Genomic DNA, 24,503 nt, shown 5'->3' with positions numbered 1-24,503 from the left:
CGCTGTGCACACGGGACCGTTCTGATTTTCTGCTGATGCGTGAGCGTTCTGCCGCTCGCCGATGAATCGACGACTTACCGGGCCGTTCTGACGGCAGGCTGCAAAGCGTAGGTCAGCCATCCGACGCCGTGTGACAGCAGGTCGATCCCGAGCAGCAGCCCAAGTACCCACAGCCCGGTGGCCGGAAACCCGGTCAGAATGATGAGCCCCGCCAAAACACCGAAGATGCCGGATGCCAGCATGATCCAACCGGACTGCTGCCAATGCCCGATGCCGACCAGCATGCGCACGACCCCGGACAGCAAGAGCAACAGACCAAGCACGTAAGTCAGGATCAGCGCACTCGTCACCGGCTGGCTCAGCAGGACGATTCCGAATGCAAGATAGAGGGCTCCGAGCAGAAGTTGCCATACGAAGCCGCCCCACCCCTTCGTCCAGAACGCGTGCAGGATTTCGAATGCGCCGGCGACGATGGCCGTCCAGCCGATAAAGATCGTGCTGATCACGGTGAACAGCGCGACATCTCCCAGGATAACAAGGCCCGCAAGGACCATGACGATACCGAGCAGAGCACACACCCATAGTGGCGGTGTGGGCAGGCCGCGGAGCATATTGGAGCTGTTCTCATAGGTGGTCATGTTGGTCTCCCCGATGTTGAGCGGCCATGCCGTGCTCCGCCGCCATGTCCGAGGAATTGTTGCCCGGCGGAGCTTTCCACGTGCTCAGGCCAATCGCTCGCCCTCGTTTGCTGCTTCATCGCCCGGTATCTCTCCCGGCCGGTAGTTCGGCAGCCGACCGGCGGGAATGACCGCAAGCAGCGCAAGCCCGGCCATGATCAGCAGTCCGATCTTCAACGCGCGCAGCCGCGCCTCGGTGTTGACCCGAACGGCTTCCTCGACCTGCTGCGGCGTTCCGGTCATGCCTTCCAGCACGCTGCGCAGCCGGTCGTTGCTGACGAAGGTGATATTGCCGAGATCGACCTGGCTCTGGAGCTCCTTGGTCAGCACCGGGCTGGCCGCGATCTTGCCGAGTGCGATCGTGCTCAGGAGCCCCACGAGAAGAGCTCCTGCAACCGCCGTACCGACCGCAGCCGCCAGATTCTGTGTGGTCCCGCGCAATGATCCGACGTCCCCGGCGAGTTCCTTGGGCGAGGCGGTGACCAGAACATTGAACAGCAGCGTCACGAGCGAGCCTTGACCAATGCCGAACAGCACGAGCCCCAGCAGAACGGGGATTTCGCTCCAATCGTTACGGACGACGAAAGCAAGCCATAACAGCGCGATCGTGCAGAGGCCAAAGCCGAAGCGTCCGATCTGGCGCGGTGTCAATTTGTCATAGACGTTGACGATCAGCATCGCCGCGACAAAGACGGTCAGATTGAAGGGCATCATCGCAATCGCGGTCGCAATCGGTGAACGTCCCTGCACGATCTGGATGTACAGCGGCACGGTGAAGTTCAGTGCGGCTTCGAGCGCAACGACGGCGAACAGCGCGTAGACCGCACATCTCTCCTCCGGCGAGTCGATCACCTCGAGCGCGAGCAGCGGCGTCTTCCCCGCAGCTTGCTGGCGGTGCGTCCACATCAGGAATGCCTGCCCGAGCACGATGCCGAGCACGATCAGGATCGGTGCCGGCGAAGCGCCCAGCAGATCGAACGGCGCGTTAGGCGTCGCCACGAGCACGCCCCACCCGTTCAGATTATTGAACCCGAAGCTGATAAAAATGATCGCGGTCGCGGCGAGAACAACACCGATCAGATCGATCTGAACATCCGGACGGCCGCGGTCCGCCCGCAGGCGGAAGCTCAGGGCGAAAGCAACCGCCGAGGCGACGATGAGAATTCCGAACGTGGGACGCCAGCCGATATAGGTTCCGAGCAACCCACCAACCACGAATGCCAGCACGCCAGCAGCAGCCCGCGCCGAGCCAAGCGCGCCGAGAGCGGTCGCCTGCTGCCGACCGGCATAGTTCTCGGCAATCAAGGCAACAAGTGAGGGCACGATCACGGCCCCCGCGGCGCCGCACAGCCCTTGCGCGACAATCATGACGGCGGCCGTGGGGCTGAATGTCATCGTGATCTGCGATATCAGGAAAAGCACGACGGCGGCGCGAAAGACCTGCACCGCCCCGAACCTTTGCGCGAGCTTCGCGCCAAGCATCACGAACCCGGCCACGAGCATCGAGTAGGCCACGATTCCGGTCGCCACCGTGGTCGGCGGCACCCCGAAGCTCGCCACCATGCCCCCCATGGCGACCGGAAGCGACGCAACGTTGAACGACATGATCATCTGACCGAGCGCAATCGCGATCATTGGCACCCATGATGCACGCTCTTCCTGATGAACGTCGCCGATTGAGATTGCTTGCGTTGCCATCGCGTCCTCCAATCTGCTTTCGGTCTTGCGATCGGTTCGGCTACGGGTTGATTGCTCCCTCGAGCACCTGGCTCACTCGTCCGGTTGGGACACGAACAGGTCCATGCCCAGTCGTTGCGACAGGAATTTCGCGGCGAGCTGCCCTCGCACGCTGTTGCCGGCCGCGTCCAGCGGCGGGGCGAAGGTACCGAAACCACCTTTTCCGGGAGACACCGCGACGATGCCACCGCCGATGCCGCTCTTTCCCGGCAGGCCGATGTCGTATAGCCAGTCGCCCGACGTCTCATACAGTCCGGCGGTGACCATGACGGCCAGCGCATAGTGGCAGACCGCCGCATCGACCACGCGCTGCCTGGTGACCGGATTGACTCCGCCGTCTGCCAGCGTCGCGCCCATCACGGCCAGATCCCTGGCGCTCACATTCAGGGAACACTGCCGGGTGTAGAGATCGGTTGCCTGCTTGGCGTCGCAGTAGATCCGGTCGTAGCTCTCCAGCAGCCGGGCAATGCTTCGATTGCGGAAATTCGTCTTCGATGCCGACGCATAGACTTCCTCGTTGAGCGGAAGCCTACGGCCCGCGAAGCGCGACAGCCCGTCGTGAATGAACCGCCATTGCTCTTCCGCGCTGCTGCCAGGCACGAGGCTTGTGGTCGCGATCGCGCCGGCGTTGACCATCGGGTTGGTGCGTCCCCCGCCCTGCTCGACGGCCGCCAGCGAGTTGAACGGGAGCCCCGTTGCATTCGCGCCCAGCCGTGCGCGAGCCTCTTCCGGGCCGATGCTCTCGCACACGAGCGCGAACACGAAGGGCTTCGATACGCTCATGATCGAGAATTCGTGGTCGATGTCGCCGGCGCCGTAGATGCGCCCGCTGGTCCCGGCCACGCAGATCCCGAACAACTCGCTCGGCACTCTCGCGAGGGCCGGATAGACCTGCGAATTGGCGCCCTCGTTGTTCGACTTGAAGCGCAGATGGGCTTCGGACACCAGCCTCTGCACCATCTCGGGTTCGGGCAGGTGCCCCGTCGAGATGTAAGGCCGTTCCGCTTGTTCAGCGATCGAAGGCGGCCACATCGGCTCCTCCTTCCCAAACTCAACCTCTACGGGCTTCAGTCCACTATCATCATCGGAAGTAGGCGCTCAAAACGCGACGCTGTCAACGACCGTGCTCACTGAGCTGCGGCGGGTGCGTTGAAACATTTTGCGACAAATGCATCGCGGTGGCGCATTCCGCGGTTCCGCCGTCGTGATGGCAATATCGTCGCGTCGATCGCGCGCCCGTTCCCTCGTACTGCTAGGTAAGGAGAATTGTCCCAATCGTCAGGAGCGCAATTGAATCAAAAAGAGCGCACAACGAAGGATTTCCATGGTGGGTGCGCGAGTGTACGATTGCAGCCTGCGGATGCGGGCCTGTCACTCGTTCAGGCAACCGGGCTCGTCGGCCGCGTCACTCAAAGAGTGAGGTTGATCATGGTAGCGCACGCGAGCGACGGGCAGCTTCTGCTGGCAAAGAAGCTTGGCGGGCTTGTCGCAATCATCCTTGGCTGCTTGCTGACCGCTGTCGGCGCAACATTCGAATCCACCGGGACGCTGGTCATCGGCCTTCTGCTCCTCATAGTGGGAGCAGTCTTGCTCACGCTCAAGATCGTAAGACGTAATCAAGATAATCCGCTCGGATAGACCACCGGCCTCTAATCGCGGTTGGCGCACGACCTCGCATAGGCAGCGCGCTCGGCCTGGCTCAAGCCGCCGCCGGCAGCGGTTTCGTCCATGCATCGGCTCATGCGGTCTCCAAACGATGCGCGGCCGGTGGAGCGGACGCTCGGCCGGGTGGGCAGCGCATCCATCTTGGGGATTGGCGGCACCTCGATGCGGGGCGGCGGCGGGGGCCTCGGGGGCGGCGGATTGAAGATCGAGCCGCCCGGCGGGATGACTTGCGCAAACGCACCGGACGCACCGACCATCCAGATCGCCGCACAGGTCGTGATCAACAAGCGTATCATAAGCGGAATGTCGTCATTGTCCGGCGGCGCTTCAAGTCATGGGTCGTATGTTCGGCGGTCACGGTTTCTGATAGATCACGTGACCGGCGCGGATCGTGTACGTCACTTTCGCGAGATTGTGGATGTCGTTCATGGGGTCGCCGTCGAGCACCACGATATCGGCGTCGAATCCGCGCTCCAGCCGGCCCTTCTTCGTGGCCTTGAAATATTGCGCCGGATTTGTCGTCAGCGACGCCAGGATCTGACGCTCCGACAGCGCGCGGTGCATCAGCTCATATTCCTTCGTGGTGTCATACAGCTTGATGAAGCCGACATCGGTGCCGAACAGGACGGGCCCGCCGTTCTCCGAAAACTGCTTGAGCTCGTTGACGGCTGCGGCAACCAGGCGGTTCGTCACATCGGGGATCAGAACGATGGTCGTATAGAGCGAAAGCGTCGGAATTAACGCCGTTCCCTGTGCCTTGAGCCGCGCCAGTTGCTCCGCCGTGTAGCCGCCTTCGGTCGGGTTGCTGTGCGCGAGGATGTCGACGCCGGCCGTAATCACCGTCTCGACGCCAACCTCATTCTGCGGATGGGCAAACACCGGCTTGCCCTGCGCATGCGCCACGTCGACGGCGGCCTTGGCAACGGCAGGGTCCATGTTCACGACGGGCTTGTTTCCCTTGTAGACACCGGTGAACAGTTTCAAGCCATCGAGCTTGAGGGTCATGTAGGTGCGCGCCAGCTCCGCGGCCTCGTCCGGCGTCGACGCCTCGGGCAATTGCATCTCTGCCGGCAGATAGGCGGGATGACCATCCTTCGGGAAGATGCTGCCGACGAGGAAGATATTAGGGCCAGCGACTTCACCCGCGGCAATGCGCCGGCGCAGCGGCAGTGTGTCCCGCGGGTCCGAGCCGAGATCCCAGACCGTCGTGAAGCCCCATCGCGTCAGCATCTCCTGCATATGCTCGGTCAATGGCGCCGCGGGCGCGTCGCCGGCATTGTGCCAGATGCCTTGCGTGAAATGGACGTGGCTGTTCCAGAAACCTGCGACGATCATCTTGCCGCTGCAATCGATCACCCGCGCGTCCGCGGGTACCTGCACGTCGCTCGCCTTGCCGACCGCGCTGATGACGCCGTCGGTCATCACGATCACGGCATCCGGCAGCGGCGCAGCGTAGGGCGATGCGTAGAGATTGCCGCCACGGAGCGTGACCGTTTCGGCGTGAGCCGTTACCGTGATGGCGGCAGAGCCAACGACGAGCAGCGCCATGCGGAGCAAGGTCCTGATCATACACAAGCCCTTTCGATCATGAACGCACGCCGGCCGATGCCGGCGCGGCACGATAGCCGCGACGTCCGACACCGCTTTGATCGTCGTTGCGGTCGGCGAAGTTTTATTCAACGCCGGTGCCGAGCGCCGATCATTCCTCGGGCGCGTTCTCGATCGGATCGAACCGATCGGACTCCAGCCCGAGCAGATTCCAGGATTGCTGCATATGCGGCGGCAACGGTGCGGTCGCGTCGATCACGCCGCCGCGCGGATGCGGGATCACGATGCGGCGGGCGAGCAGATGCAGGCGGTTCTGCAGACCGCCGGGCAGCGCCCAGTTCTCCTTGTTGAAATATTTGGGATCGCCGACGATCGCGTGATCGATATGCGCCATATGCGCGCGTAGTTGATGCGTCCGGCCGGTCACCGGCTTCAGCGAGACCCAGGCGAGCTTCTGCGCCGAGGTCTCGACCACAGCATAGTAGGTCACCGCATGACTGGCGCCCTCGTCGCCATGCGCCGCGATCCGCATGATGGTGTCCTCCTCGCCCTCTTCCTTGGCGAGATAGGTCGAAATCCGGCCCTGCTTCGGCTTCGGCACGCCGGCGACCAGCGCCCAGTAGATCTTGCGCGCGGACCGCGAACGGAAAGCGCCCGTCAGATGCGTCGCCGCAAAACGCGTCTTGGCGACCAGCAAGCAGCCGGACGTCTCCCTGTCGAGGCGATGCACCAGGCGCGGCTTCTGCCCCTTGGTGTCACGCATCACCTCCAGCATCTGGTCGACATGGCGCGTCATGCCGGAGCCTCCCTGCACGGCGAGCCCCGCCGGCTTGTTCAGCACCAGCACGTCGTCGTCCTCGTAGAGGGTCATCTCCTTGAGCGCCTGCAAGGTCCTGGTCTGGGCCTCGGACAACACACCCGCCCCCTTGGGCGCGTCGAGCCGCAACGGCGGGATGCGGACGCTCTGTCCCTCCTCCAGCCGGTCCTTGGAATCGGCGCGCTTGCCGTTGACCCTGAGCTCGCCTTTGCGGACGATGCGCTGGATATGGGAGAACGACAGGCCCGGAAACCGCGCCTCAAGGAAGCGGTCGACCCGCATGTTGTTCTCGTCCGCCGTCACCACGACGGTCTGCACCTTGGTCGGCAGCGGCAGCTCGCTTTCGCCCTTCGCGGGCCTGGAAGCGGCCGGCTCCGGACGCTCCTGCCGATTGCGGCGCGGCTCGGTAAAGCGCGGCGGCTTGGCCGGCCCGCGGTGCGACGGCGGGCGGTCGCTTGCCTTGCGCTCGTCCGGCTTGCGACTGCGTTGTCCCGGCCCCGCCTTGGTCTGATCCTTGGATCGGTCCTTGCTGCGGTCCTTGGCGCGATCGCCCGGCGATATCGTTCTCTTGATGCGGCGGCTCATGGTGATTTTTCGGCTCCAGACCTGCATTGTGCGTAGCGCAAATGCCCCGAATCGTCACGGCGAAATCGGTGTAAATCCAGCGCAACGTCGGCCACGTTCGGCCGCACGCGGCAATCGAGGGGAAGCTTTCAATGAAACTGACACTATCGGCTTTGGCAACGGCGGCCACGATGATCGCGAGCGCGGCGCTGGCCCAGAGCCCGATGCCGGACGACCTGGCCTGGAAGCTGCTGGAACTCGGCCGCGTGGTCGATCCGCCCAAGACCGCCGCACTCTACGCGCCGCTGCAGCAGAAGGAGCCCTATCAGGGCGTCAAAATCGAGCGCGACATCAAATACGGTCCCGCCGACCGGCATCTGCTCGATGTGTTCACGCCGGAGGCAGCATCGCCGCCGCGGCCAGTGCTGATCTTCGTCCACGGCGGCGGCTTCGTCACGGGCAACAAGCGCAATCCGGGCAGTCCGTTCTACGACAACATCATGCTGTGGGCGGTGAAGAACGGCTTCGTCGGCATCAACGCCACTTACCGCCTGGCGCCCGCCTTCCCGTGGCCGGCCGGCGCCGAGGACATGGGGACGATCGTGCAATGGGTCTCGGAGAAGATCGGGGAGCGCGGCGGCGATGGTTCACGCATCTTCCTGATGGGCCACTCGGCCGGTGCGATCCACGTCGCGAGCTATGTCTCCCACCCCGAATTCCACAAGGTCAAAGGCGGCGGCCTTGCCGGCGCGATCATGCTGTCGGGCATCTACGATCTGACGGCGTCTCCGGCCGGCGATGCCGAGCTCGCCTATTACGGCTCCGATCCGTCGCGTTACGCCGAGCGCTCCTCGTCGCTGGGTCTGGTCGCAAGCCCGATCCCATTCATGGTCGCTGCGGCCGAGCTCGATCCGCCGCGCTTTGTCGAGCAGTTCGAGCTGTTGAAGCAGGCCGCCTGCAAGCGACCGAGCGGCTGCGCCCGCACGTTCATGCTGCCGCAGCACAGCCACATGTCGGAGGTCTATTCCATCAACACGACGGAGACGCGGCTGACCGACCAGGTGCTGGAATTCGTGAAGAACGGGAAGTGAGGCGCCAAAGCCTGATGAGACTAGGTTGAGCTGGAACAGCGTCGACAGTTCACCTCTCCCCAACAACGGGGAGAGGTGAACCCGATTCAACCAAAACTCATCGCACTTTGGAGTAACATGAAGTTATGGGGCCGTCGCAGCGGGCGCGACCAAAATATCGAAAACAACCCCATGCAAAGTAGCCGGCGGCGGCCGGCGTTCGACCAAGCAACGTTCGACCAAACAACTTGACGCGTCGGGCAACTCAGGGATATCATTCTAATATTCCGAAATTGCATAAGCGTTCCCCTCCGCAAGGCCTATCGCATTTGGTATTTGCGGGCTTGTGCTACTGACGCTTTCGCGCCGCAGGCGGGAAAGGGAACGCCGCCTTATTCGCGGCCGCAGCCTCATCTCATCCTGCTCTCGTCTTACTGCGTCATAAGTGTTGTATCTCCTCATCCTGAGGAGACCGCGAAGCGGGCGTCTCGAAGGATGTAGGCCATAGATGGGGCCTCATGGTTCGAGACGCGCGTTCCGCGCTCCTCACCATGAGGGTTACAGGGCTTGTGACGCAGTAAGACTAGGACGTGGACTCATTAACGCGCAGCCAGCCATACCCTGATCGATGCAAGCTGTACGAAGGCAAGGTAGTTAGCGGCGAGCCTGTCGTAGCGCGTTGCCACCCGACGACATTGTTTGATTCTGTTGAAGAACCGCTCGACCTGGTTGCGAGCGCGGTAGAGATAGGGACTGAAGCAGATCGGATCGCTGCGATTGCTTTTCGGTGGAATGTTGGCCCACGCGCCCTTCTTCATGGCAAGCTCCCTGATCCAGTCGGCATCATAGCCACGATCCGCAAGCAGCATCGACCCGGATTTCAGTCGAGACAGCAGTTTTCCGGCGAGTCGAACGTCATGTGCCTCGCCGGGGCTCAGCGCCAGCCGTACCGGCAGACCATTGCTATCGACCACCGCATGAATTTTGCTCGTCAAGCCGCCGCGTGATCTCCCCATCGACTGGCGCTGGTTTCGTGTGATGCAGGCTCCATGCTGATGCACTCGGACAATGGAGGTGTCGATCATCTGGACAGCGGCATCATGGGCAGCGGCGAGCGCGTCGATGATGCGGCCCCAGACACCAGCCCGCCGCCAGCGGACGAACCGGTTGTAGCAAGTGGTGTATGGGCCAAACGCTTCGGGCAGATCACGCCAAGGTGCCCCGGATCGCAAGACCCAGAAGATGCCATTGAGGACACGTCGGTCGTTTACCCGAGGAACGCCACGCGGCTTGTTCGGCAACATCGGCTTGATGGCAACCCATTCACAATCGGCAAGTTCGTAGCGCATGATTCGAGCCCCAAATATGCGAGTTGAATCATGAGCGTCCGGCCAAACGCAACCTTTTGGCTGGCGATGGTTTGGCGCTTTCAGGTCAAAGCGGACATCAGCCACACGACGACCCCCGCTCAAATCTTCGAAAATGACCCAAGGCGGACGTTAGTCGGATCGTGTGGCCGACTCGTCGATTTTCATGATCGGCTGGCCTGCCTTGATCTGCTGTCCGACGCGATCACGCACGATTCAAGTTTTGTTTTTTGACTTTGGGCAGGCAAATCTCCGCCCACTTGGTCGTTGTCACGGTGCGCGGCGATGAACATGGCGACGGCCGACCGGCAATAGGATTCGATTTCGTTGTCGTCCTCTGCTTTCGCCTGATCGAAGCGTGCGATCATCAGGAGATCGGATCCTTTAAAGAGCGCGGCGAACAAGCGGGCGGACCGGAGAGGATCGGGCACGTTCAGAACCGCCTTCGCGTGCAACTGACGCAACAGGGCCTCGATTTCGGCGATGACATGGGCGGGGCCGGCTTCGAAATGGAGCTTGCTTAACGCGTTTTGACTCGTCTTGTCGGCCATGACCATGGCTTCGAGGCTGCGGACGTCTGATCTCAACAGCGTGCGAAGCAGTGATGATCCCACCGCCACGAGTTGGTCTTCGACCGAACCGTCGACGCCTTCAAGAAGGGCCTGTGGTGTAAACAACTGATGGCAGCCGGCCGCCATGGCCGCGCCGAACAGCGCCTCCTTGTTCTCGAAGTGCCTGTAGATGCTGAGCTTGGATATCTTCGCTCGCTGGGCGACCTTGTCCAATGTCGTCGCTTGAAAACCCAACTCCACAAAGAGCTCGCGCGCGGCGTCGATGATGGTTTGGCCAAGCGCCTCGTTGGCGGGCCGGCCGCGCCGGCCCTGGCTGTTTTCGGTCACGGTAATTCCAGTACTTGACAGTATCCCAATTCTCGAATTACGATACCATGAAGTATCCGAATTGTGCAAGCCAACGGGTAGGTTTCGACCTGTCCTCCATCCGGAGCCCATCACCATGGATGACGTGATCATCATCGGCGGCAGCTTCGCCGGCCTCGCCGCCGCCCTGCAACTCGGCCGTGCCCGCCGCAAGGTCACCGTTCTCGATACCGGTCTGCCACGCAACCGCTTCGCCGGCCACTCGCATGGACTGCTCGGCCACGATCACAAGCCGCCGCTGGACATCCTAGCGGAGGCGCGGCGGCAGTTGGCGCGTTATCCCGCGATCAAGCTGGTGAGTGCCCGGGCCGAAAGTGTCTCCGGCGCCATCGACAATTTCTCTGTCCTTACTGGCGATGGTGAAAGCCTTGCGGCGCGTCGTCTGATCCTGAGCTATGGCGTCGCCGACCAGATGCCTGATGTTCCGGGCTACGCCGAAAGCTGGGGCACATCCATCGTGCCATGCCCCTATTGCGACGGCTTTGAAGTCGCCGGCCAGCATTGGGGGCTCGTCTGGTCCAGCCCGCAGTCGCACAATCAGGTCAGGCTGTTCCTCGATTGGACCGACAAGTTGACGCTCTTCGCCGATGGTCACGACATTCCGCCCGATATCCAGGCCGATCTGGCGCGCCGCAAGATACCTGTCGTCGATGGCCTGATCGTCGAGATCGCCCATCACAAGGGCCATATCGCCAGCGTCAATCTCGATACCGGCCGCAATGTCGCGGTCGACATCCTGTTCGCCCATCCGCGCAACAAGCCGTCCGCAAGCCTGCATGAATCACTGGGCCTCGCCACGGTGGAAACGCCCGTCGGCATCGTCCTCAAGGTGGACGAGCGCCGCCAAACCAACATGCCCGGCATCTACGCCGCCGGCGACCTCACCACGCCCTTCTTGCCCTCGGTCACCCAGGCATCATCGCAGGGCGCGATGGCGGGCATCTTCGCCCAGCAGTCGATGCTGGTTTGAGAGCACAGATTCCCTCCTCCCGAAGTTAGGATCTCCGATGACGGACGACCTCCCCCTTGTGCTCCTCCATGGCTCCGCCACCGGCTCCCACTCCTGGGCCGCGGTCCGCACGGGTCTGGAGGCGCACGGCGCCAGGGTGTTGGCACCCGACATGCTCGGCTACGGACGGTCGCCGACACCGAGCAAGGCGTGGCAGCTAAAGGACGAGATGGCCCACCTGCGCGGCTGGCTCGACATGCAGGGCGTCGGCGCGTTCCACCTCGTCACCCACTCGATCGGGGCCTTTTTCGGACTTCACCTGCGGCTGGCCGTCGGGTCTCGCGTGGCGCGGCTCACGTTGGTCGATCCTGTGGTCGTCAGCGTGCTGCGCGTGCCCGGGGAGGAAGACGCCCTGCGCGAGGTGCAGACCCTCTGCGATCGGTTCATGCGCGCGCCCCCGGATCACGATGCGGCCGCCTGCCTGTTGGTGGAGCACTGGAGCGGCCCCGGCGCGTGGAACGCGCTGGGCGAGAAGGGCCGTGCGCTAGTTGCAGGGCTCACACCGCGGCTGCGGCTCGATATGACCGCCAGCGCAGCCGATCGGACCACGCTCGCCGAGCTCACCTCGACCGCGGTGCCGACCTCGGTGCTCGTCGGAGAGCGAACGTCGGCCGCTCCGCGGTCGGTGAGCCGTCTGCTCGCGGAAGCGTTCGACGCTCGCACGGTCGTTGTCCCGGGGGCTGCACACATGATCCCACTGACCCACCCCGCGGCGGTCGTCGAGGCGATTCACGCCGACATGGTGGCATCGTGAGTCGCGCCGAGCGCTCGCTCGATCCCAGGTGATCGGCCTCGAACAGCCCCGTCGATCAATTCAACACCATTTCCAGGAGTCGCCAGTGAAGTTGTCCGGTCACACCATTCTCGTCACGGGCGGGAGCGCCGGCATCGGTCTCGCGGAAACCTTGACATGAAACACTCCCATCCCATCCTTGTCACCGGTGCCGCTGGCCAAGTTGGCGCGATCGGACCGAGCGTGACGAAGTCTCTGCTGGAGCGCGGGCTGAAGGTGCGCGCCATGGTCCGCCAGGATGACGGCCGGGCGGAATCGCTGAGGGCACTTGGTGCCGAGGTGATCGTCGGAGATCTGTTCGACCTGGACGCGGTGCACCGCGCCGTGGATGGCTGCAAGCGCCTGTACTTCAGCATGTCGGTCAACGAGAAGTATCTCGAGGCTACGACGAACGTGGCGGTGGTTGCCCGACACCATGGCGTCGAAGCATTCGTCAACATGTCGCAGATGACGGTCTCGGAGATGAGCATCCGCGAGACCGCGCGCAGCCCGCAGCACAAGCAGCACTGGCTGGCCGAACAGGTCTTGCAGTGGAGCGGCTTGCCGGTGGTCACGATGCGTCCGACCGCCTTCATGGACGCGTTCTTCCGGCGATTTGCCGTTCCGACGGTCACCGCTCAGGACGCGCTGATGTTGCCCTTCGGAGAGGAAAAGACGTCGCCAATCGCCGCCCACGATGTTGCGCGGTGCGTGACAGAGGTGTTGGCCAATCCCGAGGCTCACCTTGGAAAGGTATACGAGCTGACGGGTCCCCGTGCGGAGACGCTTCGCGAGGTCGCCGAAGATTTCACAAGAGTCTTGGGGCGTCCAATCACCTACAAGAACATTCCGTTGGAGCCCTGGCTGGAGAGCCTGCGATCCATTGGCGCATCCGCACACGTGGTCGCGCACTTGGAGTCGATGGCACTGCTGCACCGGGACGGCCGATACGACCGATCCTCGGGCGATGTGGACCTGCTGACTGGTGTGCCGCCGATGTCGATCGAGGACTTCGTGCGCGCGCATCAGAACGACTTTCTGAAGGCAGACGCGCGCAAGCCGTAATCTTTCGCTTGGAGGCCGGATGAAATGCATCATCTCGGAAGTGCCCGGCGGTCGCCGCTGCGCCCAGTGATCGGGTAGCTGGAGGCGGGATCGCTGGAGACGATGATCGCTTCGGCATCGGATGGCTTGGTGAAGAACGGATCAGAACAAGGATATGTCATGGCACAGCACAATGCCGGTCGGGTCGCCGACTGGAATGGCCAAAGCGGGGAGCGCTGGATCGCCCACCAGGCCCGGCTCGACGCCAGGCTGGCGGTGTTCGGCCAGGCCGCGGTCGAAGCCGCCGCGCCCGCGGCGGGCGAGCGCGTGCTGGACGTCGGCTGCGGCGCGGGCGCGTCGAGTCTGGCTCTGGCCGCCCTCGTCGGCGCGGGGGGCCAAGTGCTGGGCGTGGACATATCCGAACCGCTGATCGCCCGAGCGCGCGCGCTTGCGCCACAGGATACGCCGGTCCTGTTCCAGGTGGCCGACGCCAGCAGCGCCGAGCTGCCCGAGGGGGCGTTCGATATCCTGTTCTCGCGTTTCGGGGTGATGTTCTTCGACGATCCGCCAGGGGCGTTCGCCCATATGCGCCGCGCGCTCAAGCCGGGCGGGCGGGTCGCTTTCGTCTGCTGGCGCGGCGCGGCCGAAAACGATTGGGTGCGCCTGCCGATGGGCGCGATCAAAGGCATCGTCCCGCCGACGGCGCTGCCCGATCCCGAAGCGCCCGGTCCATTCTCGTTTGGCGACCGGGGGCGGGTGGATCGGATCCTGACGGCGGCCGGCTTCACCGACATTGCTATCGCGCCATTCGATGTTTCCGTCCCGTTTGGCGAGGGCGCGACGCGGGACGCGGCGATCGACGACGCGGTGAAGATGACGTTCGAGGTCGGCCCGCTGTCGCGCGCACTCGCTGCGCAGCCCGACGACATCCGCGCCCGCGCCTCGGCCGCGGTTCGTGCCGCCTTCGCGGGCTGCGCCGGCGAGCGGTCGGTGATGATCAACAGCGCGACGTGGATCGTCACGGCGCGCAATCCGGCAAGCTGAGGGATTAAGAGGGGAAGACGCCCCCGCTCGGTGGCCTTTGGCCGGTCAGCGGGATCAGATGAGGGCGTATCCGCGGTGTCGGAGCACAGCGATTTATGAGTACGCGCCCTAGCCGCCGCCCCGCTCTTTCCGGAGCCGCGCCCAGTAATCCAGCCGCTTGCGGATCTCGCGCTCGAAGCCGCGGTCCGGCGGATCGTAGAAAGTCTGGCGGCCCAGCGCTTCCGGGAAATAGTCCTGCCCGGAGAAGGCATCGGGCATGTCGTGATCGTATTGATAGCCGGAGCCGTAGCCTTCCGATTTCATCAGCTTGGTCGGCGAATTCAGGATATGCTTCGGCGGCAGCAGCGAGCCGCCCTGCTTGGCGGTCTGCATCGCAGCCCCGAACGCGGTGTAGGCCGCGTTCGATTTCGGCGCGGTCGCGAGATAGATCACGGCCTGTGCGATCGCGAGCTCGCCCTCGGGCGAACCGAGGAAGTCATAGGCATCCTTCGCGGCGTTGCAGATCACCAGCGCCTGCGGATCGGCGAGCCCGATATCCTCCACCGCCATGCGCACCACGCGCCGCGCCAGGAACAGCGGGTCCTCGCCGGCATCGAACATGCGCGCCAGATAATACAGCGCGGCGTCGGGATCGGAGCCGCGCACCGACTTGTGCAGCGCCGAGATCAGGTTGTAATGACCATCGGCCGACTTGTCGTAGATCGGCGCGCGCCGTTGCAGGATGTCCTGCAACTGCGCGGCGTTGAACACCTCGCCCTTGCGCGCGGCGCGCCAGACCTCTTCGGCGAGCGTGAGCGATGCGCGGCCGTCGCCGTCGGCCATCCGCACCAGCACGGCGCGCGCCTCGGCATCGAGCGGCAGCTTCCTGCCCTCGACTCTCTCGGCGTTGGCGAACAGTTTTTCGATCGCGGCCGCGTCGAGCGAGTGAAATACCAGCACGCGGGCGCGTGACAGCAGCGCGGCGTTGAGTTCGAACGATGGATTCTCCGTAGTGGCACCGACCAGCACCACCGTGCCGTCCTCCATCACGGGCAGGAAGGAATCCTGCTGCGCGCGATTGAAGCGATGCACCTCGTCGACGAACAGCAGCGTGCCCTTGCCGGTCTCGCGGCGGGCGCGCGCGGCGTCGAACACCTTCTTGAGGTCGGCGACGCCGGAGAACACCGCCGAAATCTGCTCGAAATGCAGCTCGGTGGCGTCGGCAAGCAGCCGCGCCACGGTGGTCTTGCCGGTGCCGGGCGGTCCCCAGAACACCAGCGAGCCCAGCGTCCGCGTCTCCAGCATGCGCGTCAACGCACCGTCGGGACCGAGGATGTGATCCTGGCCGACGACATCGGCAAGTGTCCGCGGCCGCAGCCGGTCCGGGAGCGGATGCGGCGCATCCTGCTCCATTCCCGCCGCAGCGAACAGATTGGACGTCTCGCGTGGTTGCTTCGGGCTCATCCGCCAAGCGTCACGTTGATTTGCTGGCCGGCGCGCACCAGCGTGATCCGCCAGACCCGCGTCCCCGTCTTCGACGCCTTCTCGAGATCGCTGGTCCGCGCGATCTTCTGGTTGTTGACGGCAAGGATGATGTCGCCCTTCTGGAAGCCGACATTGGCCGCTGTACCGTCATCGGCAAGTTCGGTCACCACGACACCCTCGGCTCCCGCGTCGAGATGCAGCTCGTCGGCCAACGCCGGCGAGATGTTAGCGACCCTGGCACCCTGGAACGGCGAGCGCGCGGTCAGCACGATCTCGTCGCGGTTGGTATCGGGCGCGGTCTCCAGCGGCACGGTGAGCTTGACCGGCTTGCCGCCGCGCTGCACGTCGATCTCCGCGGTGCCACCGAGCGGACGGGTCGCGAAGCGATAGTCGAACGCATTGGGATCGTCGATGGGCGTCCCGTCGATCGCGACGATCAGATCGGACAGCTTCAGCCCCGCCTTGGCCGCCGGGCTGCTTGGCGCGACGTTGGCGACGAGCGCGCCGGACGGCAGCTTGAGCCCCAGCGTCTCGGCGATCTCGGGCGTCACCGCCTGCAGGCGCGCGCCGAGCCACGGCCGCTTCACCGCCTTGCCGCCGCTCTTGGCCGAGGCCACCACCACGCGCACCATGTTGGCGGGAATCGCAAAGCCGATGCCCTGCGAACCGCCGGAGCGCGAGAAGATCGCGGTGTTGATGCCGGCGAGCCGGCCTGTCATGTCGACCAGCGCGCCGCCCGAATTGCCGGGGTTGATCGCGGCATCCGTCTGAATGAAGAATTGATAATCCGTGATGCCGACCTGGGTGCGCGCCAGCGCCGAGATGATGCCGTGCGTGACGGTCTGGCCGACGCCGAACGGGTTACCGATCGCGAGCACGACGTCACCGACCTGCAACTGGTCGGAATTGGCGAAGTCGAGCGTCGCGAATTTCTCCTTGTTGGTGTCCTTCAACCGAAGCACCGCAAGGTCGGTGCGGCTGTCCTTCAGCACGATCTCGGCCTCGTATTCGCGCTTGTCGGCAAGCGAGATCTTGACCTGGTCGGCGCCCTCGATCACGTGATTGTTTGTGACGACGAGACCGGAGGCATCGACCATCACGCCGGAGCCGAGCGAGCGCTGCATCTGCTCGGGCTGCTGGCCCGGCACGCCGAAGAAGCGGCGGAAGATCGGATCGTCCAGGAAGGGATTGCGGTTCTGCACCATCTTGGCCGCGTAGACATTGACCACCGCCGGCTGCACCCGCTGCACGATCGGCGCGTAGGAGAGCTGCAGCTCCGCCTGTGAGGACGGAACGCGACGCTCCTGCGCCCCGGCAGGGCCAAGGCTCGCCGTAAAGGCCAGCGCGCACAGGACGGGAATAGCGGCAAAGCGGATGAATCGGAGCATTCTCACCTCTTGCGGAAAAACGCCGGAATATAGGCGTGTTCGTACGGCAATTGAAGGGTATCCGGTCCAATATCTGGCGCCTCGTCGGTGGGGTCCGCCGCCCAACCGAACGGTGCAAAACCGGTTCGGGACACGTTGATGCACGCCGCCAAGCTCCTATGATTGTCGTCCTCTCACTGCGCAACTGCGCTTGTTGCAGACATACGACGAGCGGAACAGCACGCCCGGACGGCGCTGTCGTGCGTCAGTCACGATACGCTCCTAGGACTCTGCTCGGTGAGTGGGGACTTCATCTCAACAGGGGAGCGTAAGATGGGTGCGACAAGGTTGGGTGCAATCGCGCTCGGCGTGGCGGGAGCTCTCGCCAGCTCGCCGGCACATTCGGAAACGGCCAACAGCGATGCGGAGATCGCGCTGCTCAAGCAGCAGCTCCGCATGCTGGAGCAGAAGATCGACAAGCTGCAGAAGCAGAGCAACGCGAACGCGGCGACGGCGGCCGCCGCGAATGCGCATGCGAGGGCGGCAGATGCAAAGGCATCGAGCGTCGCGAACGCCAATGCGGCCATTCCGGTCAAGGGGCCGACCGCGCCGTCCGGCGCCGTGGTGTCGATGCCGAACAACCGGCCGACGATTTGCACAGCGGACGAACAGAACTGCATCGCGATCACGAGTCGCTTGCACTGGGATGTCGGGGGCTACGACTATCGTCCCAATTCCGCGGGGACATCGCCGCAAAGGCTGGACAGCGGCGAGAATGTCCGCCGCGCGCGCATCGGCATCATCGGCAAGTTCCTCAGCGACTGGAATTACGCGCTGATCTACGACTTCGGTGGCTCATCGGACGGCTTCGGTGGCTCAGCGCCGGGATCGTTGCCGGGCGGCGGCGTCTCCGGCGTCGAGAACGCCTATCTGAGCTACACCGGCCTCAAACCGTTCGGCGGCAAGATGGCGATCGAAGGCGGCATCATGGACCTGCCCTACACGCTCGACGAAGCCACGAGCTCCAACGATATCCTGTTCATGGAGCGCGCTTCGGCCGGCGTCGTCGCGACCAACATCGCGGCCGGCGACTTCCGTTCGACCGTCGGCACCCGCTGGTGGAACGACCAGCTCTGGATCGGCGGCTATGTCACCGGACCGACCACGGGTGCGATCCACTCCGCGTCGAGCACCTCGCCGGCCGGAAGCACCGAGCAATATGGCGCAGTCGCCCGCATCGCCGGCAATCCGATCAGCGGCCACGACTATTCGGTGCATATCGGCGCCGACGCAGAATGGCTGATTCAGCCGGCGCGGAATCTGGTGACGCAGGCGCAGACGGTCACGCTCAGCGATCGGCCCGAACTGCGCATCGATCCGACCGTGCTGGCGACCACCGGCGCGATCGCCAACGCGTCGGGGGCGCAAGTCTACAGCGTCGAAGCAGCCGCGACCTATGGCCCGCTGATCCTGCAGGGCGAGTATTTCTGGTTCAATGTCGATCGTGGCGCAAACACCGGCCTGCCGCCGATCGGTGCGCCGAGCCTGAAATTCCAGGGCGGCTACGCGCAAGCCGGCTACGTGCTGACCGGCGAGACGCATACCTACAACGCTTCCGCCGCAGCCTATAACGGTGTCAAACCCGCGCACCCGTTCTCGCTCGACGGCGGCGGCTGGGGTGCCTGGGAAATCGCCGGGCGCATCAGCACGATCGACCTGAATGACCAGATCGGATCGGCAACCGGCATCGCGGGCGGACGGCAGACCGTCTACACGGCCGCGCTGAACTGGTACGTCAACGGCAACATCCGCTTCATGCTGGACTACCTGCATGGCAACGTCGCCAGGCAAGCATCGCCCACTTCGCCCGCCGACGTCGGCTCGAAGTTCGACGCCGTGGCGATGCGCACGCAGGTCGCGTTCTGACACGGCGTGATCGCCGGCGATCATCGTCGCGATAGCCGGCAGCCGCACCCTGCTCCCGGCTTTCGCTATGATCTCTTGCGCGGCTCAGGCCGCGCGTTTCGGTTTCCTCGATACCTCCGGCGCCGGTGCACAGGACAACCGCTCCTGATGGCTCTCGCCCCATGCCTTGAGGATATCGATCACCGGGCGCAGGCTCTCGCCGAGTTCGGACAGCGTGTACTCGACCCGCGGCGGCACCTCGGCATAGACCTTGCGGATCACGAGGCCGTCGTCCTCGAGCGCGCGCAATTGCTTGGTCAGCATGCGCTGGGTGATGCCGGGCATCCGCCGCCGCAACTCGCCGAAGCGCTGGGTGCCGGCCTGTAGATGAAACAGGATCACGCCTTTCCATTTGCCGTCGATCAGGTCGAGCGCCGTCTCGACCGCGCAGCCCGGCCGGCGTACGAAATTCTGCCGTTTCATTGGATTATTCCCAATAGTATCCAAACGGGGACTAGTTCCCTGAATTTACAGTACTTGCCAAGTGGAGGCCAGCGCGACAGTTAAGCAGCAGGCAATCGCCGCCACCAATGGAGACAGGGCATGAAAGCCGTCGGATACCAAAAATCGCTGCCGATCGAGGCGGCGGATTCGCTCGTTGATTTCGAAACCGCAAAGCCGGAGCCGAAGGGCCACGACATCCGCGTCGCGGTGAAGGCGATCTCGGCCAACCCGGTCGACTACAAGGTCCGCAAGCGCGCGGCGCCGCCCGCTGGCGAATACAAGATCCTCGGCTTCGATGCAGCCGGTGTGGTCGACGCGGTCGGCCCCGACGTCAGCCTGTTCAAGCCGGGCGACGAGGTGTTCTATGCCGGCTCGATTCAGCGCCAGGGCACCAACTCGGAATTTCACCTGGTCGACGAGCGCATCGTCGGCAGGAAGCCCAAATCCCTGTCATTCGCGCAGGCCGCGGCGCTGCCGCTGACCTCGATCACTGCATGGGAATTGCTGTTCGACCGGCTCGGCGCGGTGCCGGGCAAGAGCCTCGATCCGCGCACACTCCTCATCATGGGCGGCGCCGGCGGCGTCGGCTCGATCCTGATCCAGCTCGCGCGCCGTCTTACCGGCCTCACCGTGGTGGCGACCGCGGCGCGTCCGGAGTCCGCGAAATGGTGCCTCGATCTCGGCGCGCATGCGGTGATCGATCATGCCAAGCCGATGAAGGAGCAGATCGAGAAGCTGAAGCTGCCGCCGGTCGGGCTGGTCGCCAGCCTCACCTTCACCGATCAGCACTACAAGGCGATCGCCGACTTCATCGCGCCGCAGGGCAAGTTCGGCCTGATCGATGATCCGCCGGAGTTCAACGTCGCGGTGTTCAAGGGCAAGGCGGTATCAGTGCACTGGGAATCGATGTTCACGCGCTCCTCGTTCCAGACGCCTGACATGATCGCGCAGAATCATCTGCTCAATGACGTCTCGGACCTGATCGACAAGGGCGTGCTGCGCACCACCCTCGACCAGACCTTCGGCACCATCAACGCCGCCAACCTCAAGCGCGCCCACGCGCTGCTCGAAAGCGGCAAGTCGCGCGGCAAAATCGTGCTGGAGGGCTGGTAGGACACTTCGGGAGCTGCCTCGTCATGCCCGGGATCCTTCCCGGGCATAGTGTCCCCTGCGGACCCAGGGCAATCGCATTTGGGAGAAAAGCGCCTGCGGCCATCCTTCGAGACGCCCGCCTTTGGCGGGCTCCTCAGGATGAGGTCTAGTTTTGCGGCACAATGGTAGACCCTCATGGTGAGGAGCGCCGCATGCGGCGCGTCTCGAACCATGAGGCCGAATATGTGCGCAGCCACCCAAGGCGACATATGCGACAGCCCTGTCTGCGGACCGGCGCATGGTTTTGCCAAGGGCACGACATAGCCTGTATACATTCCGGCACGATCACCCCGTTCTAAATCCGGCCGACGCAAGAAGCGGCTGGAGCGGCGGTGACCCCTTGCGGGGATGGGAGGAAGCCGATGAGTTTGCTCACGGCCGATCCGTCACGGATCGATCCGGACTGGATGACGCGGGCATTGCGCAAAGCCGGCATGATCCGCCAAGCGCGGGTCGTCGATCTCGCCTGCGAGCCGGTCGGCAATGGTCTCGTCGGAGACAGTTATCGATTTCGTCTGACCTATGACGAAGATCAGCCGCAAGCGCCCGCCACTGTCATCGGCAAATTCCCCGCTGCAAATCCCGACAGCCGCCGCTCCGGGTCCGCGCACATGCTCTATCTTCGCGAGGTCGCGTTCTATCGCGAGCTGGCGACCACGGTCGCCATTCACACCCCGCGACCGATCCTCGCCGAGATCGATCCGGCGACGGACGACTTCACATTGATCCTGGAGGATCTGGCGCCCGCGCGCCAAGGTGACCAGCTCGCCGGATGCTCGATCGCGGACTGCGAGACGGCGATGGCCGAAGCTGCCGCCTTGCATGCGCCGCGATGGGGCGATCCGACCCTGGACACGGTGCCTTGCTTTGCAGTTGCCGCAGGCAAGCGAAAGGATTTCCGCGCCACGTTGCCCGCCATCATCGGTCACTACAAGGATCGATATCGCGATGTGATCGAGCCGGAATTCCTCGATCTCATCGACCGGCTTCCAGATGCGATGCCGCACTACCAATCTGACCGGTCGACGCCGCGCACTCTGCAACATGCCGACTTCAGGCTCGACAACATCCTGTTTGACGTGCGGGGCAAGACCCAGCCGATGGCGACGCTGGATTGGCAGACGCTGACGGTCGGTCCAGGCATCGTTGACGTCAGCTATTTTCTGTCGGCCGGCATTGATCCGTCCGAACGGCGGCTTCACGAACTCGATCTGGTGCAGTTCTATCATGCGGAGCTGATCCGTCGCGGCGTACGAGGCTATGACTGGGATCATTGCTGGCGGGATTATCGCCGCTACACCTTGCATGGGATCATGATGGGCGTCGTCTCCGCTCTCAGCGTCCAGCGCTCAGAGCGCGGCGACGCTCTTTTCCTGAAGATGACGGAAGGCGCCTGCGCGCAGGCGCTGGACCACGACAGTTTCGAATTCTGGCAGGATTAGAGCGTCCAACGATGCTGATACGATCCGCGTGAGGAAACACGCCCGACAAGAACACATCGAAGGGGATCCGCGTGCTCAACAAATTTGACGACTTCCCAATCCACCAGACGCCGGATCCGATTGCGGTTCCGTTCACCAGCGATCGCAATGTCTATGATCGAACCTGGTTCAACGGCTACACGGCCGACGGCGCCTACTATTTCGGGATCGGCATCGCGATCTATCCGCACCGCAAGATTCTCGATTGCGCCTTCAGCGTGGTGGAACGCGGAGGACGACAACACTGCTTTTTCGGCTCGCGGCGCGCTCCGATCGAACGAACTGACATGCAGGTTGGTCCGTTCCGGCTGGAAATTATCGAACCGATGTTGCGGACCCGCGTCGTGCTTGACGACAATACGACCGGCCTGGCGTGTGACCTGACGTTCTCCGCGCGCACGGCGGCGATCCAGGAAGCGCGGCAGACGCTTTGGTCGGGCGACCGCCGCGTCATGGACTCGACCCGGTTCGACCAGTTCGGCCGCTGGCGCGGTGTCGTTCGCCATCCCGATGGCGAGATCAAGGTGGATGATCGATCGTGCTACGGCACCAAGGATCGCTCCTGGGGCGTTCGCAGCGTCGGCGAACGGGATATCGGAGGCGCACCGATGCCGCCGCCGAGCGTGTTTTTCCTCTGGGCGCCGCTGTTCTGGGATGATCACATATCGCACGCCATCTTTTTCGATGGGACGCATGGCGAAGCGCTGGTCCGCGAAGGCTTTACCGCGCCGCTCTATTCGAGCGAAGCTGAGATCCCCGGCGTCGTCGACGGACGTGATCGCCGGATGGCGACCGCACGCCACCGCGTGGAATACGTTCCGAACACACGGCTGGCACGACATGCCGAGATCGACCTCGTCGACATCGACGGCCAGACGAGCACCATCGCGCTCGACCCGATCCTCAAATTCCAGATGAAGGGCCTAGGCTACGGTCATCCGCAATGGGGTCAGGGCATGTGGAAGGGTGAGCTGGAGGTCGGCGGCGAATCGTTCGATCCCACGACGCTCGATCCGCTGGCCCGCGAGAACGTGCACGTGCAGCAGGTGGTCCGCGCCCGCCAGGGCGACCAGACCGGGATCGGAGTGCTGGAGCAATTGTGCTTCGGCCCCTACCGTCCCGCCGGCTTCAGCGATTTCCTCGATGGAGCCAAAGGGTAGTGCTGCGATATAGCGGGACTCCCGCTCACGGACGTCCGTCTCAAACTGGCGGTACGCCCTCGACGAAGATCAGCCGCCGCTCCAGCGCGCTCGCGCGCAGTTTCAGCGCCTCGGCATATTCGGGTGATGCGTACCATTCGCGCAAGATCGCCATCGTCGGAAATTCGACGATGACGATGGCCTTCGGCGATGGACCGCCCTCCACCACTTCGGCCGCGCCGCCACGCACGATGTAACGCCCGCCATATTGCGCGATGGTGTTTGCCGCCAGCGAGCGATAAGCCTCGAACGCGACAGGGTCTCGCATCTCGACTTCGGAAATCGCATAGGCCGGCATGCGTCCTCACGCGATGGTGTTGACGATGCCGCCTTCGGCGCGGAGCGCGGCGCCGTTGGTCGCCGATGCCTGTTTCGAGCAGACGTAGACCACGAAGTTGGCGATCTCTTCGGTGCTGGCCAGGCGCTGCAGCAGCGAGGTCGGCCGGTGCTGCTTGACGAAACTGGAAGCCGCGTCATCAACCGACTGGCCGTTCTGCTTCGCCAGATCCTTGACGAACGCCCCCACCCCCTCCGACATGGTCGGCCCGGGCAGCACGGAGTTGACCGTGACGGCCGTGCCTTTGGTCAATTGCGCCAGCCCGCGGGCGATCGCAAGCTGCGCGGTCTTGGTCATGCCGTAGTGGATCATCTCGGTCGGGATGTTGAGACCGGATTCCGAGGAGATGAAGACGATACGGCCCCAATTGCGCTTCAGCATCCCCCGCATGTAGCCGCGCGACAGCCGCACGCCCGACATCACGTTGACGTCGAAGAAGCGATCCCAATCCTCGTCGGGAATGTCGAAGAAGTCCTTCGGCTCGAAGATGCCGGCGTTATTGACGAGGATATCGACCTCGGGCACGGCCGCAAGTAGCGCCTTGCAGCCAGCGGCGGTCGAGACGTCGGCAGCGACGCCGCGCACCTTGCCGCCCGGCACAGCCTTTGCGATCGCTGCAACGGCGGCATCGACCTTGGCCTGGCCGCGGCCGTTGATGATGACATCCGCCCCGGCCCCCGCGAGGCCCCTTGCGATCGCGTTGCCGATGCCCGCGGTCGAGCCGGTCACGAGCGCAGTCTTCCCGGAAAGATCGATTTTCATTGGGAGCTCTCCAGTCTGCCGTGCAGGAGATATTTGCGTGCTCGCGCGTTGTCGCAAGCCGGATGCAGGCACGACGGAAT

The 24,503-nt window shown here is 63.9% G+C and carries 23 protein-coding genes; 10 read left to right on the top strand and 13 right to left on the bottom strand.

Annotation, left to right across the window (positions count from 1 at the left end; translation table 11 throughout):
• Window positions 1-74: 74 nt before the first annotated feature.
• The 3 genes from P6U25_RS15275 to glsA form a co-directional block, all read right to left on the bottom strand.
• Window positions 75-638 (bottom strand): HdeD family acid-resistance protein, encoded by a 564-nt coding sequence (locus P6U25_RS15275; RefSeq protein WP_407151964.1) that lies wholly within the window; start codon window positions 636-638, stop codon window positions 75-77.
• 84 nt (window positions 639-722) lie between these two features.
• A complete protein-coding gene (locus tag P6U25_RS15270; RefSeq protein WP_407151963.1) occupies window positions 723-2,375 on the bottom strand; it encodes an MFS transporter in 1,653 nt (550 codons plus the stop codon).
• A 72-nt stretch (window positions 2,376-2,447) separates the two neighbouring features.
• The gene (glsA, locus tag P6U25_RS15265; protein ID WP_407151962.1) at window positions 2,448-3,446 is read right to left on the bottom strand and encodes a glutaminase A; all 999 of its coding nucleotides are present in this window, start codon (window positions 3,444-3,446) and stop codon (window positions 2,448-2,450) included.
• 258 nt (window positions 3,447-3,704) lie between these two features.
• On the opposite strand from glsA, the gene P6U25_RS15260 reads away from it, so the two are divergent.
• The gene (locus P6U25_RS15260) at window positions 3,705-4,052 is read left to right on the top strand and encodes a hypothetical protein (RefSeq protein ID WP_407151961.1); all 348 of its coding nucleotides are present in this window, start codon (window positions 3,705-3,707) and stop codon (window positions 4,050-4,052) included.
• Between the two features lie 11 nt (window positions 4,053-4,063).
• Here P6U25_RS15260 and P6U25_RS15255 read toward each other — a convergent pair whose 3' ends face one another.
• From P6U25_RS15255 to P6U25_RS15245, 3 genes are all read right to left on the bottom strand, one after another.
• Complete coding sequence (locus P6U25_RS15255; RefSeq protein WP_407151960.1) at window positions 4,064-4,375, bottom strand: hypothetical protein; 312 nt, start codon at window positions 4,373-4,375, stop codon at window positions 4,064-4,066.
• Between the two features lie 58 nt (window positions 4,376-4,433).
• On the bottom strand, window positions 4,434-5,627 hold the full coding sequence (locus P6U25_RS15250; RefSeq protein WP_407151959.1) for an amidohydrolase family protein: 1,194 nt from the start codon (window positions 5,625-5,627) through the stop codon (window positions 4,434-4,436).
• Between the two features lie 151 nt (window positions 5,628-5,778).
• Window positions 5,779-7,029 carry an RluA family pseudouridine synthase gene (locus P6U25_RS15245; protein ID WP_407151958.1) on the bottom strand — a complete coding sequence of 417 codons (1,251 nt, stop codon included), beginning with the start codon at window positions 7,027-7,029 and terminating at the stop codon, window positions 5,779-5,781.
• 131 nt (window positions 7,030-7,160) lie between these two features.
• Here P6U25_RS15245 and P6U25_RS15240 point away from each other — a divergent pair, with 131 nt between their 5' ends.
• Window positions 7,161-8,099, top strand: a complete 939-nt coding sequence (locus P6U25_RS15240) for an alpha/beta hydrolase (RefSeq protein ID WP_407151957.1) — start codon at window positions 7,161-7,163, stop codon at window positions 8,097-8,099.
• Between the two features lie 578 nt (window positions 8,100-8,677).
• Here P6U25_RS15240 and P6U25_RS15235 read toward each other — a convergent pair.
• Both P6U25_RS15235 and P6U25_RS15230 read right to left on the bottom strand, forming a co-directional pair.
• Entirely contained in the window at window positions 8,678-9,427 is a 750-nt protein-coding gene (locus P6U25_RS15235) for an IS5 family transposase (protein ID WP_407151956.1), read from the bottom strand.
• A gap of 182 nt (window positions 9,428-9,609) precedes the next feature.
• Entirely contained in the window at window positions 9,610-10,344 is a 735-nt protein-coding gene (locus tag P6U25_RS15230; protein ID WP_407151955.1) for a TetR/AcrR family transcriptional regulator, read from the bottom strand.
• Between the two features lie 115 nt (window positions 10,345-10,459).
• Between P6U25_RS15230 and P6U25_RS15225 the strand changes: the two genes are divergently transcribed.
• The 4 genes from P6U25_RS15225 (at window position 10,460) to P6U25_RS15210 (ending at window position 14,252) form a co-directional block, all read left to right on the top strand.
• Complete coding sequence (locus tag P6U25_RS15225; RefSeq protein WP_407151954.1) at window positions 10,460-11,353, top strand: NAD(P)/FAD-dependent oxidoreductase; 894 nt, start codon at window positions 10,460-10,462, stop codon at window positions 11,351-11,353.
• A gap of 37 nt (window positions 11,354-11,390) precedes the next feature.
• Window positions 11,391-12,146, top strand: coding sequence for an alpha/beta fold hydrolase (locus P6U25_RS15220; protein ID WP_407151953.1), 756 nt, complete (start codon window positions 11,391-11,393; stop codon window positions 12,144-12,146).
• A 156-nt stretch (window positions 12,147-12,302) separates the two neighbouring features.
• On the top strand, window positions 12,303-13,229 hold the full coding sequence (locus P6U25_RS15215; RefSeq protein WP_407151952.1) for an NmrA family NAD(P)-binding protein: 927 nt from the start codon (window positions 12,303-12,305) through the stop codon (window positions 13,227-13,229).
• Window positions 13,230-13,388: 159 nt separating this feature from the next.
• Window positions 13,389-14,252, top strand: a complete 864-nt coding sequence (locus tag P6U25_RS15210) for a class I SAM-dependent methyltransferase (protein WP_407151951.1) — start codon at window positions 13,389-13,391, stop codon at window positions 14,250-14,252.
• A gap of 108 nt (window positions 14,253-14,360) precedes the next feature.
• On the opposite strand, the gene P6U25_RS15205 is transcribed toward P6U25_RS15210, so the two are convergent.
• Both P6U25_RS15205 and P6U25_RS15200 read right to left on the bottom strand, forming a co-directional pair.
• A complete protein-coding gene (locus P6U25_RS15205; RefSeq protein WP_407151950.1) occupies window positions 14,361-15,695 on the bottom strand; it encodes a replication-associated recombination protein A in 1,335 nt (444 codons plus the stop codon).
• Complete coding sequence (locus P6U25_RS15200) at window positions 15,692-17,104, bottom strand: DegQ family serine endoprotease (RefSeq protein ID WP_407151949.1); 1,413 nt, start codon at window positions 17,102-17,104, stop codon at window positions 15,692-15,694. The genes P6U25_RS15205 and P6U25_RS15200 overlap by 4 nt, the downstream gene beginning before the upstream one ends.
• 312 nt (window positions 17,105-17,416) lie before the next feature.
• On the opposite strand from P6U25_RS15200, the gene P6U25_RS15195 reads away from it, so the two are divergent.
• Entirely contained in the window at window positions 17,417-19,009 is a 1,593-nt protein-coding gene (locus P6U25_RS15195) for an OprO/OprP family phosphate-selective porin (RefSeq protein WP_407151948.1), read from the top strand.
• Window positions 19,010-19,093: 84 nt separating this feature from the next.
• Here P6U25_RS15195 and P6U25_RS15190 read toward each other — a convergent pair whose 3' ends face one another.
• Window positions 19,094-19,471: a winged helix-turn-helix transcriptional regulator gene (locus P6U25_RS15190; RefSeq protein WP_407151947.1), complete on the bottom strand. Its 378-nt coding sequence runs from the start codon at window positions 19,469-19,471 to the stop codon at window positions 19,094-19,096.
• Between the two features lie 120 nt (window positions 19,472-19,591).
• On the opposite strand from P6U25_RS15190, the gene P6U25_RS15185 reads away from it, so the two are divergent.
• The 3 genes from P6U25_RS15185 (at window position 19,592) to P6U25_RS15175 (ending at window position 23,285) form a co-directional block, all read left to right on the top strand.
• A complete protein-coding gene (locus P6U25_RS15185) occupies window positions 19,592-20,605 on the top strand; it encodes a zinc-binding alcohol dehydrogenase family protein (RefSeq protein ID WP_407151946.1) in 1,014 nt (337 codons plus the stop codon).
• Between the two features lie 401 nt (window positions 20,606-21,006).
• On the top strand, window positions 21,007-22,086 hold the full coding sequence (locus P6U25_RS15180) for a phosphotransferase (RefSeq protein ID WP_407151945.1): 1,080 nt from the start codon (window positions 21,007-21,009) through the stop codon (window positions 22,084-22,086).
• 71 nt (window positions 22,087-22,157) lie between these two features.
• On the top strand, window positions 22,158-23,285 hold the full coding sequence (locus P6U25_RS15175; protein WP_407151944.1) for a hypothetical protein: 1,128 nt from the start codon (window positions 22,158-22,160) through the stop codon (window positions 23,283-23,285).
• Window positions 23,286-23,325: 40 nt separating this feature from the next.
• On the opposite strand, the gene P6U25_RS15170 is transcribed toward P6U25_RS15175, so the two are convergent.
• On the bottom strand, window positions 23,326-23,622 hold the full coding sequence (locus tag P6U25_RS15170; RefSeq protein ID WP_407151943.1) for a DUF1330 domain-containing protein: 297 nt from the start codon (window positions 23,620-23,622) through the stop codon (window positions 23,326-23,328).
• Between the two features lie 6 nt (window positions 23,623-23,628).
• Window positions 23,629-24,423 (bottom strand): SDR family NAD(P)-dependent oxidoreductase, encoded by a 795-nt coding sequence (locus P6U25_RS15165; RefSeq protein ID WP_407151942.1) that lies wholly within the window; start codon window positions 24,421-24,423, stop codon window positions 23,629-23,631.
• Window positions 24,424-24,503 lie beyond the last annotated feature (80 nt).

This window comes from Bradyrhizobium sp. ORS 86, assembly GCF_045571475.1.
Classification (GTDB): domain Bacteria; phylum Pseudomonadota; class Alphaproteobacteria; order Rhizobiales; family Xanthobacteraceae; genus Bradyrhizobium.
This window is presented reverse-complemented; position numbering and strand designations above follow the sequence as displayed.

Excerpts from the sequence above, each read along its gene's own strand:
- P6U25_RS15235 (WP_407151956.1), bottom strand. The coding sequence starts at position 9,427 with ATGCGCTACGAACTTGCCGATTGTGAATGGGTTGCCATCAAGCCGATG.
- P6U25_RS15165 (WP_407151942.1), bottom strand. The coding sequence starts at position 24,423 with ATGAAAATCGATCTTTCCGGGAAGACTGCGCTCGTGACCGGCTCGACC.
- glsA (WP_407151962.1), bottom strand. The coding sequence starts at position 3,446 with ATGTGGCCGCCTTCGATCGCTGAACAAGCGGAACGGCCTTACATCTCG.
- P6U25_RS15225 (WP_407151954.1), top strand. The coding sequence starts at position 10,460 with ATGGATGACGTGATCATCATCGGCGGCAGCTTCGCCGGCCTCGCCGCC.
- P6U25_RS15270 (WP_407151963.1), bottom strand. The coding sequence starts at position 2,375 with ATGGCAACGCAAGCAATCTCAATCGGCGACGTTCATCAGGAAGAGCGT.
- P6U25_RS15215 (WP_407151952.1), top strand. The coding sequence starts at position 12,303 with ATGAAACACTCCCATCCCATCCTTGTCACCGGTGCCGCTGGCCAAGTT.
- P6U25_RS15240 (WP_407151957.1), top strand. The coding sequence starts at position 7,161 with ATGAAACTGACACTATCGGCTTTGGCAACGGCGGCCACGATGATCGCG.
- P6U25_RS15250 (WP_407151959.1), bottom strand. The coding sequence starts at position 5,627 with ATGGCGCTGCTCGTCGTTGGCTCTGCCGCCATCACGGTAACGGCTCAC.
- P6U25_RS15185 (WP_407151946.1), top strand. The coding sequence starts at position 19,592 with ATGAAAGCCGTCGGATACCAAAAATCGCTGCCGATCGAGGCGGCGGAT.
- P6U25_RS15205 (WP_407151950.1), bottom strand. The coding sequence starts at position 15,695 with ATGAGCCCGAAGCAACCACGCGAGACGTCCAATCTGTTCGCTGCGGCG.
- P6U25_RS15275 (WP_407151964.1), bottom strand. The coding sequence starts at position 638 with ATGACCACCTATGAGAACAGCTCCAATATGCTCCGCGGCCTGCCCACA.
- P6U25_RS15195 (WP_407151948.1), top strand. The coding sequence starts at position 17,417 with ATGGGTGCGACAAGGTTGGGTGCAATCGCGCTCGGCGTGGCGGGAGCT.
- P6U25_RS15210 (WP_407151951.1), top strand. The coding sequence starts at position 13,389 with ATGGCACAGCACAATGCCGGTCGGGTCGCCGACTGGAATGGCCAAAGC.
- P6U25_RS15170 (WP_407151943.1), bottom strand. The coding sequence starts at position 23,622 with ATGCCGGCCTATGCGATTTCCGAAGTCGAGATGCGAGACCCTGTCGCG.
- P6U25_RS15200 (WP_407151949.1), bottom strand. The coding sequence starts at position 17,104 with ATGCTCCGATTCATCCGCTTTGCCGCTATTCCCGTCCTGTGCGCGCTG.
- P6U25_RS15255 (WP_407151960.1), bottom strand. The coding sequence starts at position 4,375 with ATGATACGCTTGTTGATCACGACCTGTGCGGCGATCTGGATGGTCGGT.
- P6U25_RS15180 (WP_407151945.1), top strand. The coding sequence starts at position 21,007 with ATGAGTTTGCTCACGGCCGATCCGTCACGGATCGATCCGGACTGGATG.
- P6U25_RS15190 (WP_407151947.1), bottom strand. The coding sequence starts at position 19,471 with ATGAAACGGCAGAATTTCGTACGCCGGCCGGGCTGCGCGGTCGAGACG.
- P6U25_RS15245 (WP_407151958.1), bottom strand. The coding sequence starts at position 7,029 with ATGAGCCGCCGCATCAAGAGAACGATATCGCCGGGCGATCGCGCCAAG.
- P6U25_RS15220 (WP_407151953.1), top strand. The coding sequence starts at position 11,391 with ATGACGGACGACCTCCCCCTTGTGCTCCTCCATGGCTCCGCCACCGGC.